The following is a 17,282-nucleotide window of genomic DNA, read 5'->3' as shown; positions in this document are numbered from 1 at the left end:
GTGAATCAACTTAGAGTATGGGTGTTACTAATATTAGCTACATTATTTTGGGCTGGTAACTATGTGTTTGGAAAGTATGTTGTTGCTGAGCTCACGCCCGTGTGGATTACATTTTCTAGATGGGTACTATCGTTATGTATTTTATTGCCGATCGCTATTTTCGTAGAGAAGCCAAACTGGAAGAAAGTTAGGGAGTCATGGATCCCCCTATTACTTTTAGGACTACTTGGAATCATAGGATATAATATTATTCTTTACACAGCATTAGGTTATACATCTCCAACCAATGCTGCATTAATTAGTGCCGTTAATCCAGGATTCATCGTCTTGTTTTCTGTTTTCATGTTAAAAGAATCATTGTCGAAAGTTCAAGTCGTTGGCTTATTTATTTCATTGATTGGTGCACTGATTATTATTATACAAGGAAATTTGTTTGGGATCTTTCAAATGGAGTACAACCGTGGGGACTTATTGATGATTGGAGCCGTTATCGTATGGACATTTTATTCGATAATTGGGAAACGAATATCCGTTCCACCTATTACAGCTACGGCTGTGTCTGCTCTTTTAGCAATGTTGGTTCTTGCGCCATTTGCTTTTTGGGAGGGACTTGAATTAACAAAAGTAAGTTCGATTTCAATCTACGGAATTCTCTATATGTTCATCTTTTCTTCTGTATGTTCCTTTGTATTTTGGAATATGTCTGTACGAAAAATTGGAGCCAGTCAGGCTGGGGTTTTTTTGAATCTTATTCCTGTTTTTACAGCACTGATTAGTTTGGCATTAGGGGAATCTATTTTAGCTGAACAAATACTTGGCGGCTTGCTAGTCTTTATAGGTGTCTATTTAACATCTGGGATGCTTGGGAATCGTGCTGCTCATATCAAAAAGAAAAATGAATACTCTAAGGGCGCATAACTGCAACAACAGTTACAAGCATAGTAGCTAAAATTATACATTGTCGTTATTAGAATCATAAAAGGAAAAGCATTCTACAAATAATTGTAGGAATGCTTTTTTTGTTTGTTCTTAGTAGATCTTCTCGAAATAAATAATGAAAAATTGACATATAAAAACGAGTTTCTTCTAGTTTTGTCATGTGCTTGATTGTGTAGTTCATTTCATAGTAGTCTTTTCATAAACTGATATGTTAGAGGAGATGACTTACTATGAATCGAATTCTTATTTCCATCTTAGGTGTAATCGTAGTAGGGGTAAGTTTATATTACATAGCTGTTAGTAATGGAGATGAAGGTGCAACAGCAGAACTTGAAGTAGAAGAGCTTGATCTAGAGGAGAATAGCGAAGAGACTGCAGAATCGAATGAGGTTGAACTATTGAATGAAGAAGAGATAGATTCGATCGTCGAACAACCAGTTGCATATCAAGAAAATCAGGAAAAGACTGTAAAAGAAATCATCGCAAAACAACACCATTATTTAAATAAATTGGCCGGATGGGGAAATGCAGACACTCTTGATTACGAAGCGTTACAAAATAATCAAGAGTGGCAGAAGCTTAAAAAAGATATCGAATGGTTGAAAGAAAGTGGATTTGCTGAATCAGTTGTTTTAACCGACATGGGCAATGCGAAAGAATTTATGAATGTAGCAAGTTCAGGTGATAGCAAATCATTGCTTTACTTACATCGTATTTTTCATGATTTAGATGCGGAAATCAACGATCAAGAGGTAGATAAAATTTGGAATGTTACACATGCTTTTGGGAATCAACCAGAACAAGATCAGTTACTTTCATACTTATCTACTGAACGAGGTGAATAACGACTTCTACTTAATAAAAGCGGTTTTCGTCTAGAAACATCCCCTTTAATGCTTTATGCTAGATTTAAAGATGAATAGAATAGCAGGTAGGGGTTATATATGAGAGAACGAAAATTGTTTAAATTTTTCGGTGCGAGATTAATTAAAACAGGAATAGCTGTGTTTCTAACAGCAAAGATTTGTTACTTGTTTGATTTACCTGTAGTGTTTGCGGTAATTATTGCGATTGCAACGATTGAGCCGACATCTTCTGATTCGATTAGAAAAGGAATGATACGTTTTCCAGCTGCATTAATAGGTGCAGGTCTTGCGATGACATTTACTTATTGGTTTGGGCAAACTCCTTTGACATTCACACTTGCGGCTGTTTTGACTATTTTTATTTGTATAAAATGCAAGTTAGAAGCGGGTGCTTTAATTGCGACTATTACGGCAGTTGCGATGATTCCTATCACATATGATCATTACTTTTTAACCTTTATAGAAAGAGTGGGAACAACAACGATTGGATTAATCATCTCAACGCTTGTAAATTTCTTTATATTACCAGCTAAATTTTCAACTGAAATTAAGGAACGGAATGATCGCTTATATCAAGAAACGGCAAAGCTTTTAAAGAAGAGAATTTATGAAATAGTTAACGAACAAAAAGCAGAATCCAGGGAATGTAAAAAAGAATATCAACGAATTACAAGTGAACTATCAAAATCCTTTCAACTATGTCAGTTTCAACGAGAAGAATGGAAATATCATCGTCATACGTGGAAGGAATTAAGAAGTTTCACTTATGAAACAAAAAAATTAGATGGATTACAGCAAATTCATTATCATTTAGGTCATATAATTTCTGTCCATATAAACAAAAATATGTTTACTAACTCTGATAAAGAATTGGTAAAACAAACGGTAAATTCAACCGTTCAATTTTTAGAATCATCTGGAGCAAAGCTTTCTCCAGATCACATAAAAAAAATAAGAGAACTTGATTCTCTTTTTTGGCATCCAAATAAGCAAACACAACAGGAAATGCAAAAATATCATCATCACTTTACACCAGAGACGGTTATTTTATTTGTGATCCTTTCTATTCATGATGTACTTGAAGAAATTGAACGACTTTCTAGATTTCAGATTGACAATCAAACATAAAAAAACTAGTAAAATAATAGAAGGAAAACATATTATAAGCAGTTGGAGAAATAACTAAATTGGTTAAGCTAATATGGAGGAACGTAATATGAGTTTACAATTTTATAATGGTACGAATTTTTGGAAGTCGCCATCGGGGTACAAGCCAGGTGAGCAAGTAACCAATACTCAAGTTACTGAAGTTGAGCAGCTGTTAGGGATTTCGTTACCTAGGAAATACGTAGAGTTGATGCAAGAGCAAAATGGTGGAGAGTTAGCATACCGCTATGTACTCTTTGAAGATGGCGATGCGGCGGTTGTTCCATATTTTCATGAGTTGGAAATAGATCGCGGCGTCGGGTTATCATTAATCTTTGTTGAAGAATGCGGCTTGCCTGACCATCTAGTTTTATTAACTGGAGATTTTCATTCATGGATCGCGCTAGATTACCGGAATGGAAGGTCAGAGCCTGCGGTTTTGTATATAACAGAAGATGAGTCAGGAAATGGATTGTGGCAAGAACATATTATTGCTGAGAATTTTAATCAATTTCTAGGTCGACTTTTTCAAAAATAAAACAGTTCGTTCATCAAAACTCACCTTTTCTACTCTATGTAGGAAAGGTGAGTTTTGATTAGACGCTATCCAAATTTTTTAGGAATTCACTGAAAAACAGTGAAAACTAGAGGTCGCTGAAAACGGTACGGTTTTCACCTTTTTTAGTGCCTTTAACAATTTACGACACCTTTTTTAAATGGATGGCATTATACTATTAAAGAAGTCACTATCTAACTCGTTTCTACAAAAAAGTAGAATAATACACAATTTTATCTTGATTTTTGGTAATATAGTAAATGGAGATAATCTGTCAGTGGCATTCTCAATTTACTAGACATCTTAAGATATTAATAAGTAAGGGGTTTTGAATTTGTTAAAACGAACATATGACATCAAGAATGGAGAATTAAAGCAGGCTATCGAAAAGAGTGGATTAGAACTACGTGAGTTTGCGATGATGAGTCTTGAAAAAATGAATGTGAAGTCTAAAAAGAAGCGTATTCGACAAAAAGCATTAAAAAGAGCGTTCACTCAAAATGAAGTTGCGAAAGAAATATTATTGATGGTGGCAGGAGGCCAGAAAGAAAGTAAGCAAGAAGAACAAGTAGCCGTTCAGTCTGTAGTAAAAACTGAGTCTCATGTATCCGTACGTGGTCTTCCGGTAACATTTCTTTTGAAACTAGGAAAAAAATACTTAAAAGATGAAGATGTTGTTAGGTTCTACTATAATGCAGAAAAAGAAGAGTTTTATAAAAACAAGAAATTATTGGAGCAAGTAATTGAAAACAGTTCGACTAACCTCGATTCAAATGAATTATCTGCTTATCAAAGTGACGTAAAGGCAGAACTAGAAAAAAGAGCGAAAAAATAAAGTCGTAGCGGGAGTGGACAAGTATCACTCTCGTTTTTTCTATAAAATGGAACTGTACTCTTGTATTCCTTAAGGGGACTATTTACAATAATACATATGAAATTACAAAGGAGTGTAATGATCTTGGCGAATGTAACTGTAAATTTTATTGAATGCAAAGACAAAAAGCCTAAGCCAAATGCAGATAAGATTGCTTTTGGCAAGCATTTTTCTGATCATATGTTTGTCATGGATTATCAAGCTGATAAAGGATGGTTCGATCCAAGAATCGTCCCATATGAACCGATCACATTAGATCCGGCGGCTATGATCTTTCATTATGGACAAACCGTTTTTGAGGGATTAAAAGCGTACCGTACACCTGAGGATCGGATTCTTTTGTTTCGCCCTGAGAAAAATTTTAGAAGATTAAATTTATCAAGTGATCGATTAAGTATTCCAGCAATAGATGAAGAGTTAGCCCTAAATTGTTTAAAACAGCTACTTAAAGTAGAAAAAGAGTGGGTACCAAAGGCAGAAGGAAATTCATTATACATTCGTCCGTTTATTATTGCGACAGAACCAAATTTAAGTCTTGCACCTTCACAAACGTATCAATTCATTATCATTTTATCTCCTGTTGGTTCTTATTACAAAGAGGGAATTCAGCCAGTTCGGATTCATGTCGAAGACGAGTATACGAGAGCTGTTCGTGGTGGAACAGGGACAGCAAAGACAGCTGGAAACTATGCAGCTGCTTATAAGGCTCAAGAACGGGCGACAAAAGAGGGATATTCTCAAGTTCTTTGGTTAGATGGAGTTGAAAAGAAGTATATCGAAGAAGTTGGTAGTATGAATGTGTTTTTCAAAGTGAATGGTGAAATCATTACACCAGAGCTAAATGGAAGTATTCTTGAAGGGATTACGCGAATGTCGATCATTGAGGTATTAAAAGATTGGGGAATTCCTATAACAGAAAGAAAACTTTCGTTAGAAGAACTATATGAAGCATACGAGCAAGGTCAATTAGAAGAGGCATTTGGGACAGGTACGGCAGCAGTTATTTCTCCAGTTGGAGAGTTAAATTGGGGAGAAAGGAAAATGCAAATCAACAAGGGAGAAATTGGTGAATTATCACAGCGCCTTTACGATACATTAACAGGTATACAAACAGGGAAGATAGCAGATACATATAATTGGACAATAGAATTAGATTAACAAACAAAGGCGTCTCTCGACATTAGCGAGACGCCTTTGTTTCGTTGTTAGAGTATAGAATTAGAAAGAATATAAAGAGAGTGTAAAGGTAATAATTATGCAAATCGATAATAAAGCAGCAAAATGGTAGCTAGTACAAATAAAAAGTTCAAGAAAACAAAGATCATTTGATCGAGGACAGTTTTGTGAATTTTTACCGGTGGCTTGTAGAAGGAAACCCCTTCAATAATAAAAATTATTAAGATTATATGAATCATGAAATGGCCGACGACTTCAACCAATCCAAATAAAGTTGTCGTCATAATGAAAATGCCAGTTAAGATAAAGGAAAGCAATCGATTTAAAATTCCGACGATTAGTAAATAACCGACTACAAATTCGATAAAAGCACTTAAAGATACGAATACTTCCGGTGAAAGGAAAAAAGTTGGAAGTTGGTGGTTAATTACAATATCAACAGACATTTCAGGATACACCCATTTTTCAACGGCTACCCAGCAAAGTGAAAGACCTGTTGCTAAATATAAAAATGGAAAGCTCCACCTTTCGTATTTCGTCTTAGTCATGAAAAGAACGAAAATAATTGCTAAATAAAAAGCGTAGTCTAGCATATGAAAAAGTCCGTATTCCGCAAGCATAATGCTAAATAGGATCAGCATTGCTGCTGCACCTAATTTGGTTGCCAATTGGTTCGGTACTAGCAAAAAGGCAATGGCCATCCAACTTATAACAGTTAGTAAGGTTGAATAGTGAGTGAGCTCGGGTGCAAACAGAGATCCTGTAAGTACTTGAATGATTAAGGCAATGGCTGTTCCATACCGTAAAATAGAAGTTGAGTATTTTCGATAACTTTCTAATTTAAGATCCATTTTTTCTAACGGTCCCCAAGCCATTAGTTTTGGCAATACTTGAGGTAGAATGGCTAAAAAGACTGCTGTAATAATAGTGATAAACATAAACAGCGGATTAATAATATTTTCAATGGATTCTTTTTGTGGCTCTAATTCTGTGAACCATTTCACATGAGCGTCTACAAAAAAAGGAGTTAGAATAAATATTATAAGTAATAGAGCAAAGATGATTTTTTTAGACATGTTGCACCTCTTGTTAGTATAGGGAATAATGTTTTATTCCAAAGTTCATTTTTATGACTTATATAGATTAACATAAAACACCTTAGATTGTGAATAAGGTAACAAACTTTCGACTTAAAAAGTTTTCACCAGCATATGAATTTTTTTCAAGTGATTCCACATCCTAATTATAGAAAGCATGTTGAAACAGAAAGGATGACGACGGCATTGGACTCTAACTTAGGGTATTTACGAGAATCATTATCCAATCATCTTGATAACCATCAAATTTGTCAAAGGATTTATCATAAGTTAGAAACGAAACAATACAAGGATGAAGATGAATTTGTAAGGGATCTTGAAGATAACGAAGCAACGATTTTGAATTTAGTTCTGCAATATGAATTGGATTACGCTAAGAATGAGCAGGATGAAAAACGAGTTGAACAATTAAATGGAGTTTATGAATTGCTAATTTAAAGCGACGCTATTTGCGTTGCTTTTTTTACTGGGTTTACAAGTTAATCTAGCTTTTGGTAAATTGTTCTGAAATCTAGTATAATAGAATAGACAAAGTTGTGAAAGGGAAGAACGTCTATGAATATCTCATTTTTCTTAGTGCCAAAAGCAGAAGTAGCCTATTTAGATTTAGACTCAACGATGAGACAAGCGTTAGAGAAAATGGAATTTCACAAGTACTCTGCTGTCCCTATTATTGATCGTCATGGAAAGTACGTTGGTACTTTAACAGAAGGTGATCTCCTATGGCAAGTAAAGAACATCCAATCGTTTACGTTAGAGCTTGCTGAACAAATTCAGTTAAAAGATATTAAGAGAAAAATGAAAAACAAACCTGTTCGAATTGAATCAAAAATGAAAGATCTATTAACATTAGCCATATCACAAAATTTTATCCCAGTGGTTGATGACCATGGAATTTTCATTGGAATTATTAGAAGAAGAGAAATTATCGAATATTACGCAAACTCAATTGAACAAGGGAATGCTGGTAACGATAATATAATAAATTAAAAGAGAGGGAGGATGTTCATGTCTTATTTTGCTGCTATTTTATTAATGGAAAAACCAGAACTGAATGCTACATATCGTGCTGAACATTTAGAGTTTCTTGAAAAGCTTGAAGGGGTAGGGAAAATATTTGCAAAGGGTCCTTTTACAGATGGTGCAGGGGGGCTTGTCATATATAAGGCCGATTCATTGGAAGAGGCTAAACAATTAGCTGAGCAAGATCCTTATGTTATAAAAGGTGTAAGGAGCTTACATTTACATGAATGGGGAATGGTTCAAGTTTAATTTTATACATGTAAAAGGTAACCAATCGAAATTTGGTTGCCTTTTTTATATAGGTTACCTTTGACAAAACATGTTTTTTTTTAGATAATTATCTATTGACTTTTTTATGAAGATACGGAGGCCTTTTTTTGAAAACAAATACTCAGTTACCATTTTCATACGATAGGAGCCAGCCATTTTTTGAGAGATTAAATGAATGGATTGGCGATGTATTTTACGATATTTTACCAGAGGCTGGACTAGAGCTTAGGGATGAACAAATCTATATGGCATTTCAAATTGAGAAAGCATTTATCGATAAGAAAATCATGTTTGCTGAAGCAGGAGTAGGGACAGGGAAAACAATCGCCTATCTTCTTTATGCGCTTTGTTATGCAAGATATATGAGAAAACCAGCAATTATTGCTTGTGCTGATGAGTCACTCATTGAGCAATTAGTCAAAAAGGGCGGGGACATTGATAAGCTCTCTAACATTTTAGGTTTAACGATTGATGTGAGATTAGCAAAGTCAAAAGATCAATATCTATGCTTGCAAAAGCTCGACGAGGAACGATCAAAAGACGAGTATGATGAAATATATGATGACATTCATGTGGATCTTCCTGCTTTCGTCCATTCAAACCAAACATTACAATCTTTTTACCATTATGGTGATCGTAAAGAATACGCACATTTAAATGATAAAGAATGGAATAAAATCGGATGGGATTCGTTTCAAGATTGCTTCGTGTGTGATAAACGTCACCGCTGTGGGCAGACCCTTTCACGGGAGCACTATCGTAAATCTACAGATCTGTTAATTTGTTCTCATGATTTTTATATGGAGCATGTTTGGACATATGATTCAAGAGTTCGTGAAGGGCAGCTCCCCTTGTTACCGGAAGCGAGTACGGTTATTTTTGATGAGGGGCATTTGCTTGAAGTTGCTGCACAAAAAGCACTGACGTATAAGATGCGACATGATGTAATTGAGGAGCTTTTAACACGCTTATTAGAAAATGATGTAAGAGAAGAATTTGCTGTACTTGTGGATGACCTCATTTCACAAAGCTTTCACTTTTCATATGTATTACGAGACCATTCTAAAAAAGTGGAAGGGTCTGGGCGGAAAGAGATCAGCTTTTCAAAAGAGCTTCTAGGAGAAGCGAATCGATTGGTCGAATTAATAGCAAGGTTAGAGGATGAAATTGTCTTTGAAAGTGAAATGTATACGATCGACGCCTATCAGCTAAAGATTGTTGAAGAGCATCTTGATATGATTCATCATGCTCTAAAGATTTTTGTAAGTGTTGATAATGTGATCTCATGGGTTGAAGAAGGAGAAACAAGTGTCACTTTAGTTATTATGCCAAGACTAGTAGAAGAAGTATTAAAAGAAAAGGTATTTTCAAAAAAATTACCATTTCTATTTACGTCAGCTACGTTGTCTACGAATGGCTCATTTGATTATTTGGCAAGTAGCATAGGGGTTAAAGATTATTTGTCATTTTCTGTTGAGTCTCCATTTGAATACAGAGAACAAATGGAATTGTTTGCGCCTGTTGTTCAATCAGTAACAGACAAAGTTCATTATGCGAAAGCGTTACTCGAAGAAACAGACGGAAAAGCACTGCTTCTTTTTAGAAGTGAAGAAGAACTTCAGCAGTTTAAACAATTGACGATTGAAGATCACGACTTTGCCAAGTGGGACCTGCTGTTTGAAGGTGATCAGGAAATTAGTCAACTGATATCGAATTTCCAAAAAGAAACAAATTCTGTTCTCTGTGCCCTTAGTTTATGGGAAGGTCTCGATATACCAGGGGAATCACTATCAAATGTCATTATTTGGTCTCTGCCATTCCCGCCGAATGACCCTGTTTTTGCGGCGAAAAGAAATGCAGCGCAAGATTCCTTTAAGGAAGTGGATATTCCATATATGTTACTCCGCTTGCGTCAAGGGTTAGGGCGGTTAGTTCGATCACATCAAGATAAGGGCATTGCGACAATTTTTGATGAACAGTTATACGAGGATCATAACTTATTAACTGTCGTTAAAGAAATTTTACCAGAAGGCGTAAAACTGCAGACGAAACGATAGGTAGGAAGTTACTGAAAAAGGTAAAAACAAACCTTTTTTGGACACTAAAGTAGAAATGGCTCGAGGCAATTAAAAAAGAGAAAATCCGCATTTTCAGTTCCCTCAGTTAGCGGATTCTATTTACTTATGTGGCCTAGTTCGGTAATCTAGTAAGTGAATATATTGTGGTAGGAGAGGATTCGGAAATGATAAAAGCAATTTTCTTTGATCTTGATGATACATTGCTTTGGGATCAACGCAGTGTTAAAAAAGCATTTGAAGCAACATGTCAAGTAGCAGCTGACAAATACAATCTTAATGTTGATGCATTAGAAGAGGCAGTTCGCAAGGAAGCAAGTGAGTTGTACGCTAGCTATGAGACGTATGATTTTACAAAAATGATTGGGATTAATCCATTTGAAGGTTTATGGGGTAACTTTTTAGATGATGACGAGAACTTCCGAAAGATGAAAGAAATTGTACCAACTTATCGTAAAGAAGCATGGACAAGAGGATTAAAGGAACTCGGAATTGATGATCCAGAATTTGGTTACGAGTTAGCGGAGCGTTTCCCGGCTGAAAGACGCAAGCATCCTTTTGTTTATGATGAATCATTCCAAGTATTAGACGAATTAAAAGGTAAATACAAGTTATTGCTTTTAACAAATGGTTCCCCAGACTTACAAAATACTAAGTTAGAGATCACACCAGAACTTGTTCCTTATTTTGATCAAATTATCATCTCTGGTGCGTTTGGAAGAGGAAAGCCAGATCCGACCATCTTTGAACACGCACTAGAGAAAATGGAACTTACGAAAGATGAGGCGATCATGGTAGGTGACAACTTGATGACAGATATTTTAGGTGCATCACGTGTTGGAATGAAATCTGTTTGGATTAACCGCCATAACAAAGAAAGAAATGAAGTCATTCCAGATTTTGAAATTACACATTTAGAAGAATTGTATGACATTCTAGATAAGATTAATAACTAAATGAGCGTATAGAAAAGAGGTTGTCTCACTTTTGAGGCAGCCTCTTTTTTGGTGTCGTAATTATAAAAGGGATACATGATTAAAATGTTAGCTAACTTTTATACACTTTAAAAAAGTTAGTTATAAACTCTTTACAAGTTATCAGTTTAGTTATAAACTGATAAAAAGAATCACTGAAGGAGTGAGAATTTCTTGTCTAAGGAAGCCTTCGGAAAAACAAAAGATATTAGATTAGGGTTACTATTATGGTTCCGTTTAGCACGTTTTTATAACCAAAGTAATCGTTTGTCGAATCAGCATTTAAAAAAATGGGGATTGACAATAGCCCAATTTGATTTGTTAGCACAGGTGGGGGCACTCCAACCGATATCACAACAAGAATTAGCCGATAAATTGTTAGTAAGCAAAGGAAATATTACACAAATGCTTGCTAAAATGGAGAAGCTTGAGCTCATTTTGCGAAAGCAAGAATGGAGAACGAAACGGATATCATTAACCACTAAAGGCCAGAAGCTTTATGAAGAAGTGATCCCGTTACAAGAATCATTCCAAGCAGCCCAATTTGAAAAGTTAGACCGAACAGAAAAGAAACAATTATTGTCTATTTTAAAAAAGTTAAATGACAAATCGTAAAAAATAAATGAGTAGGAGTGAAGAAAATGGAATTAAAACCGTTATTAGGTCAACATCATGTTTCAGCTATTACAGCAAACGCAAAAGAAAATTATCGCTTTTATACAAAAGTCCTTGGGCTGCGTTTAGTCAAAAAGTCAATAAACCAAGATGATACGTCTGTCTATCATTTATTTTATGCTGATGAGCGAGGGAATCCTGGAACTGATTTAACGTTTTTTGAGATCCCACATGCTGGAACGACGTATTATGGCAACAACAGTATCTCATTAACTTCACTACGTGTAGCTAGTGATGAATCGATCCAATATTGGAAAAAACGCTTCGAAGAATTTGATGTCGAGCATGATGACATATTTACAAGATATGGTCGTAAAGTCCTTGCATTTTGTGATTTTGAAGGACAGCGACTGGAACTTGTGTCAGATGAGACAAATCAAGGAGTAGCGGGAGGGAAACCGTGGGATCAAAGTCCTGTACCAATGGAATATGGTATTGTTGGGTTAGGGCCAGTGCAGTTAACAGTTCCAAAGGCCGATATTACGGCCAAAATACTAACAGAGGTAATGGGCTACCGTGAGAAAGCCTCTTATCCATCATTAATAGATGGTCAGCCGCCAGTTCGTATCTTTGAAACAGGTGAAGGAGGTACGGGAGCAGAAGTATATCTTGAAGAGCGTTCTGATCTATCGAGGGAGCGTCCTGGTAGAGGAAGTGTTCATCATGTAGCTTTTCGAGTAGAGAGTGAAGAAGAGCTGAAAAGATGGATCGATTATTTAAAACAGCTTCGCTTACCAAATTCAGGCTTTGTTGAAAGGTATTATTTCCGTTCACTTTATTTCCGTGAGCCAAATGGAATATTATTTGAACTTGCTACAGATGGGCCAGGTTTTGAAGAGGATGAATCATTTGAGAATCTAGGAGAAAACCTTTCTTTACCACCATACTTTGAAAACCAGCGTGCTGAAATTGAAGCAAAATTAAAACCGTTAAATACAAAGGAGTAATGCATGATGAAACATATCTTTACTAAAGGGACAAATAAGAATGCACCAACTTTATTGCTGTTACACGGTACAGGTGGAAATGAACAGGATCTATTGCCGTTAGCCAATATGATTGCTCCAGATGCAAACATTCTTAGTGTACGAGGCAATGTATTGGAAAATGGAATGCCACGCTTTTTCAGAAGATTAGCAGAAGGCGTCTTTGATGAAGAAGATTTGGTTTTCCGAACAAAGGAATTGACTGAATTTGTCAATAAAAGTGCAAAAACTTATAAATTTGATCGTCACAACGTGGTTGCCATCGGATATTCAAATGGAGCGAATATCGCAGCGAGTATGATGTATCATCATAAACAAGCATTAAATGGAGCAATTCTATTTCACGCTATGGTTCCACGTAGGGGTGTAGATATTCCTGAACTATCTGGGACATCTGTATTTATTGGAGCTGGAAAACGTGATCCGCTCATTCCATTAGAAGAAACGAAAGAATTAGCACGTGATTTAGAGAAAGCTAATGCAGAAGTAACGGAGTATTGGGTTGATGGAGGTCATCAACTTGTTAGAGAAGAAGTGGAGAAAGCAAAAGAATGGTTTGATCTAACTTATCGTTCGTAAAAAACTTTCCCCTATTAAATTCGCTTGAGTTCCCAAGTCAAGAATATAGATGAAAGGGTATTATCAAACAGAATTGACACAAATTTATTATAAAATTACTTTTTTATGTAAACAGTCCAGAGGATATTAAACCTATGGGCTGTTTTTTTGTGAGGAAAGCAAATAAATGGTAAATTCTCCTGTCATTTGATACGTAGGAATAACAACCTGAAAAAAGTAAAACTTAAACAAATGAGGAGTGCATACAAATGAGATCTATTTATGAAAAATGGATGAAAAAAACGTTAGAGGTTAGAAATCAGAATGATATAAAAGAAAATCAGAAAGTAGATCAAAAAAGGAATGAGAAGATCACTATAGAAGCGATCGAGAATGAATTTAGATACGTCTCGGACTTCATCAAGATGGAAATGGAAGTAAATGATGAACGGATTTTAATTTTTTATTTAGAATCTATAATAGATGCATCAATTTTGCAAAGGCATTTACTCGTTCCATTACATAGGATTACGAACGATGCGATATTAGAAGTCATACCGAATGCGGAAAGTATCGAATGGGACCAATTGTCGTCACTGATTAACGATGTTATTAACGGTAACACAATTATTTTGCTACAGAATAGCAGGAAGATTTATAAAGTGGATACGTATGGCCCGCCAGAAAGAGCAATCTCTTCATCAGATACTGAGACAAATATGCTAGGACCGAAAGATGCGTTTACAGAATCTTTACAAACAAATGTGTCACTTATTAAAAGGAGAATTAAGAGCTCTAAATTAAAAACGAAATCGTCAGTAATTGGAAAAGAAGCTAGGACGAATGTTTCATTTATGTATCTAGAAGATATCGCAAACGAAGAGAACATTAATCAGGTTGAAAAAAGACTAAATGATATAGAGATCGATGGTGTATTGTCTACGAGTATCTTAAAGCAAATGATTGAAGATCAACCACTTTCCTTATTTCCTGTTTATTTATCAACGGAGAAACCAGATGTAGCTATGTCGCATTTATTAGATGGTAGAATAGCGATTATGATGGACAATTCACCAGAAGTGATCATATGTCCTACCACGTTTGTCAACATGTTTAATTCAACAGAAGACTATTATGCAAGATGGACTGTAGCAAATATGATTAGGATGATACGCTTCGCTGGTTTTTTTATTACCATTTTATTAACTTCCACTTATGTTTCTGTCTTAACATTTCACCCTGAAATGCTGCCACCCCATTTATTGAATCTTCTGTCACAGTCTCGTTCTCAAGTACCGTTTCCGCCTGTAATTGAAGTTTTAGGTATTGAGCTAGTAATTGAGGTCCTAAGGGAAGCAGGGGCAAGGATGCCGACAAAGGTTGGTTCGACCATTGGTATTGTAGGTGGTATTGTAATTGGAACTGCTGCAGTGGAAGCGGGTCTTGTAAGTAATATTTTAATTGTTATTGTAGCAGTGAGCGCACTTGCGTCTTTTCTACCTTCTAGTTTTGAGATGAGTAGTGCAATTAGATTTATTCGTTACTTTTTTATTGTTAGTGCAGGATTTTTGGGTATGTATGGGCAGTTTTTGGTCTTAGCTTGGTTGCTTATTCATTTAACAAATATGACTTCCTTGGGAACGCCATATTTTACCCCGGTTATCCCAAGGAAATGGACCGATTATCTAAAAGACGTTTTTAGATTACCTTACTTTTTATTAAACGTAAGAACGGGAGCATCAAGAGCGAAAAAGTTTCTAACTCGTCCGTATGGAGATGATTAACCGTGGATAAAGGTAAAATGGAGAAGTTGAATAATTATCATGTTTTGTTTTTAATTCAAAACGTAATGATTTCAATGAATTTCATCAGGCTTCCACATGTCATACACGAGTCGGGTCGTGACATGTGGTTGATCCCCATTGCAATGGGGGTGATTGTTCAGTTGTTGTTGATACCAATGTTAATGTTGTGTGGAAGATTTCCAAATGAAACCCTGTTTTCAATTAACAGAAAGTTAGTAGGAAAGTACTTAGGGACTTTTATAAATTTATTACTTATTTTGTACATGGTTATTAGTGTAACAAGCATAGTAGATGATTTTATAGAAGTTATTCAGACCATCGCATTAGGTAGAGTGAATAAAACCTTATTATTCATTCCGCTATTGCTATTGACGTTATATATTTTATCAGGGGGAATTAAAACAGTTGCTAGAACCTGTGTGTTAGCATTTTTTATGACCGTATGGATGATATACTTTCTAAATTGGACTTTTGAGCCTGCAAAATTCACTTCGGTGATTCCATTATTTGAGGTTGGAGCAAAGCCCTTTTTTCATTCATTGTTTTTAGGGTTTGAATCAATGTTGGGGTTTGAACTTGTTTTGTTTTTTTTTCCTTTCATTATAAATAAAAAAGAATCATTTAAATATGTAACAGGCGGTGTCTGGTTGACAGTTTTTATTTATACATTGGTATGTTTAGCATGTGTTGTTTATTTTTCTGAATGGCAAATTGGCAATATTCGTTATCCAATTTTAAGTATTTTAAGAGCGGTAGAGTTTTCATTTATTGAAAGAATCGAGAGTCTAGGGTTAAGCTTGTGGATCTTTTTGATCCTCTCAACAATTAGTGCATATTTATGGGTCGCTAAACGAGGAATTACTGATTTGAGTAGCGGGAAAAGTCAATCGTGGCAAGCTTATTTAGTCGTCATGCTCGTTACTATAATCTTTTTTTTACCAATAGACAGAGTCACTCGCGAAACTTTATATGAGTGGAATCGCTATTTTGCTTTTTCTTTTATACTGATCCTGCCAACATTCTTGCTAATCACTAATTTGTTTAGAGGAGGAAAGCCTTCATGAGTAGAAGGAACATCATGATTATAAAGTATTTAATATTACTTTCTCTATTAAGTGGTTGTGGAACGGATGGAATTCAACAGGCATCTATTGAAAACTATGGTTTAGTAGGGATTGTTGGATATGACTTAGAGACAAGCGATAACAACCAATACAAAGTTACCGTTGCCCTTCCTCAATCACATCCAGAAGCGGAGGAGTTGACTCAGGTATTTACGGTGATTGATAAAGAACCGTATGAAGCCATGCTTGAAATTGCTAGAAAAACTGAAAAAGCATTAGACTTTTCTCAACTTAGAGTAATCCTTTTTTCAGAGGATTTGGTTAGAGAAAAGGGGATTCTAGGCATCATGGAAAGACTTTATAGAGATCCTAATATTGGAGCTAATGTATATATTGGTGTAACGAAAGGGCCTCCTGAAGAGGTTATAAAAGGGGACTATAAAGATAAACCGCAAATTATTTTGTACTTGCATGACTTAATGGAACCCCATTTGGAAGCTACCTTCCGTCCATTTACAACCATTCATGATTTTATTTACGAAGCAACAGACAGGACATCAGATCCCAAGGTTCCTTATTTAGAGAAAATAGAAGGTACGATTGATATTTCACATGTTGCTTTATTTGAAAACGATAAGATGGTGGACTTACTAAAACCCGATGAAGGAAAGTACATGCAAGCGATGGCTAGAGCCAAACGGCTGCCTAGTATTGGATTTAATATACAAGAAAAGTCAGGAGATGAACCATATGTTGCTCTAGACTTAATTAATTCAAGGAGTAAAATCAAATCAAATGGTGATTTGGAAAATCCAATGGTCAATATAAGATTAAAGCTAGATGGGATGGCGATGAGTTATACGGGAGAACAAAATTTGGAAGAAGCCAATTCACGTAAGATTGTTGAAGACGCTATCGGTAAAAGAGTAGAAGAAGAATGTTTAAAGTTAATAAAAAAACTACAAGAATTGAAGGTAGATCCCGTTAGGTTTTCGGAATCTTTTCGAAGTAGAGTAAGTGGAGATTGGTCTGAAGATGAGTGGAGAAACGTCATTTACCCAAAGGTAACATTTGAAGTAGAAGCAACAATTGAAATTACATCAACAGGGATATTGGAGTAGGTTAAGAAAAAGTAATAGCAACAAAGCTCGGGTAATGTCACACTCCCCCGAGTTTTGTTGCACTTTTAGTAATATGA

The 17,282-nt window shown here is 35.5% G+C and carries 18 protein-coding genes; 17 read left to right on the top strand and 1 reads right to left on the bottom strand.

Annotated features, from left to right (window positions below; translation table 11 throughout):
- The 6 genes from SAY88_RS02450 (at position 1) to SAY88_RS02425 (ending at position 5,539) form a co-directional block, all read left to right on the top strand.
- On the top strand, positions 1-918 hold the full coding sequence (locus SAY88_RS02450; RefSeq protein ID WP_332629000.1) for a DMT family transporter: 918 nt from the start codon (positions 1-3) through the stop codon (positions 916-918).
- A gap of 251 nt (positions 919-1,169) precedes the next feature.
- The gene (locus SAY88_RS02445) at positions 1,170-1,784 is read left to right on the top strand and encodes a hypothetical protein (protein WP_332628999.1); all 615 of its coding nucleotides are present in this window, start codon (positions 1,170-1,172) and stop codon (positions 1,782-1,784) included.
- A gap of 99 nt (positions 1,785-1,883) precedes the next feature.
- A complete protein-coding gene (locus SAY88_RS02440) occupies positions 1,884-2,933 on the top strand; it encodes an FUSC family protein (RefSeq protein ID WP_332628997.1) in 1,050 nt (349 codons plus the stop codon).
- Between the two features lie 88 nt (positions 2,934-3,021).
- Complete coding sequence (locus SAY88_RS02435) at positions 3,022-3,489, top strand: SMI1/KNR4 family protein (protein ID WP_332628996.1); 468 nt, start codon at positions 3,022-3,024, stop codon at positions 3,487-3,489.
- Between the two features lie 352 nt (positions 3,490-3,841).
- Complete coding sequence (locus SAY88_RS02430) at positions 3,842-4,342, top strand: hypothetical protein (protein WP_332628994.1); 501 nt, start codon at positions 3,842-3,844, stop codon at positions 4,340-4,342.
- A 117-nt stretch (positions 4,343-4,459) separates the two neighbouring features.
- Complete coding sequence (locus tag SAY88_RS02425) at positions 4,460-5,539, top strand: branched-chain amino acid aminotransferase (protein WP_332628992.1); 1,080 nt, start codon at positions 4,460-4,462, stop codon at positions 5,537-5,539.
- A gap of 95 nt (positions 5,540-5,634) precedes the next feature.
- On the opposite strand, the gene SAY88_RS02420 is transcribed toward SAY88_RS02425, so the two are convergent.
- On the bottom strand, positions 5,635-6,633 hold the full coding sequence (locus tag SAY88_RS02420; protein WP_332628990.1) for a hypothetical protein: 999 nt from the start codon (positions 6,631-6,633) through the stop codon (positions 5,635-5,637).
- 207 nt (positions 6,634-6,840) lie between these two features.
- Here SAY88_RS02420 and SAY88_RS02415 point away from each other — a divergent pair, with 207 nt between their 5' ends.
- The 11 genes from SAY88_RS02415 to SAY88_RS02365 all read left to right on the top strand — a co-directional run bounded on the left by SAY88_RS02415 (position 6,841) and on the right by SAY88_RS02365 (position 17,205).
- On the top strand, positions 6,841-7,092 hold the full coding sequence (locus SAY88_RS02415) for a sporulation protein (RefSeq protein WP_332629038.1): 252 nt from the start codon (positions 6,841-6,843) through the stop codon (positions 7,090-7,092).
- A gap of 117 nt (positions 7,093-7,209) precedes the next feature.
- A complete protein-coding gene (locus SAY88_RS02410) occupies positions 7,210-7,644 on the top strand; it encodes a CBS domain-containing protein (protein ID WP_332628988.1) in 435 nt (144 codons plus the stop codon).
- Between the two features lie 18 nt (positions 7,645-7,662).
- Entirely contained in the window at positions 7,663-7,926 is a 264-nt protein-coding gene (locus tag SAY88_RS02405; protein ID WP_332628987.1) for a YciI family protein, read from the top strand.
- 128 nt (positions 7,927-8,054) lie between these two features.
- On the top strand, positions 8,055-10,004 hold the full coding sequence (locus SAY88_RS02400) for an ATP-dependent DNA helicase (RefSeq protein ID WP_332628985.1): 1,950 nt from the start codon (positions 8,055-8,057) through the stop codon (positions 10,002-10,004).
- A gap of 185 nt (positions 10,005-10,189) precedes the next feature.
- Entirely contained in the window at positions 10,190-10,978 is a 789-nt protein-coding gene (locus tag SAY88_RS02395; protein ID WP_332628984.1) for an HAD family hydrolase, read from the top strand.
- 192 nt (positions 10,979-11,170) lie between these two features.
- Complete coding sequence (locus SAY88_RS02390) at positions 11,171-11,611, top strand: MarR family winged helix-turn-helix transcriptional regulator (protein WP_332628983.1); 441 nt, start codon at positions 11,171-11,173, stop codon at positions 11,609-11,611.
- Positions 11,612-11,637: 26 nt separating this feature from the next.
- Positions 11,638-12,618, top strand: a complete 981-nt coding sequence (locus tag SAY88_RS02385; protein ID WP_332628982.1) for a ring-cleaving dioxygenase — start codon at positions 11,638-11,640, stop codon at positions 12,616-12,618.
- Between the two features lie 3 nt (positions 12,619-12,621).
- The gene (locus SAY88_RS02380) at positions 12,622-13,236 is read left to right on the top strand and encodes an alpha/beta hydrolase (RefSeq protein ID WP_332628980.1); all 615 of its coding nucleotides are present in this window, start codon (positions 12,622-12,624) and stop codon (positions 13,234-13,236) included.
- Between the two features lie 248 nt (positions 13,237-13,484).
- On the top strand, positions 13,485-14,999 hold the full coding sequence (locus tag SAY88_RS02375) for a spore germination protein (protein ID WP_332628979.1): 1,515 nt from the start codon (positions 13,485-13,487) through the stop codon (positions 14,997-14,999).
- Between the two features lie 2 nt (positions 15,000-15,001).
- Positions 15,002-16,084, top strand: a complete 1,083-nt coding sequence (locus SAY88_RS02370; RefSeq protein WP_332628977.1) for a GerAB/ArcD/ProY family transporter — start codon at positions 15,002-15,004, stop codon at positions 16,082-16,084.
- Positions 16,081-17,205 carry a Ger(x)C family spore germination protein gene (locus SAY88_RS02365; protein ID WP_332628976.1) on the top strand — a complete coding sequence of 375 codons (1,125 nt, stop codon included), beginning with the start codon at positions 16,081-16,083 and terminating at the stop codon, positions 17,203-17,205. Before SAY88_RS02370 ends, SAY88_RS02365 begins: the two co-directional genes overlap by 4 nt.
- The last annotated feature ends 77 nt before the right edge of the window (positions 17,206-17,282 follow it).

Source organism: Halalkalibacter flavus, from assembly GCF_036663575.1.
GTDB classification, from domain to species: Bacteria; Bacillota; Bacilli; order Bacillales; family Bacillaceae_D; genus Halalkalibacter; species Halalkalibacter flavus.
This window is presented reverse-complemented; position numbering and strand designations above follow the sequence as displayed.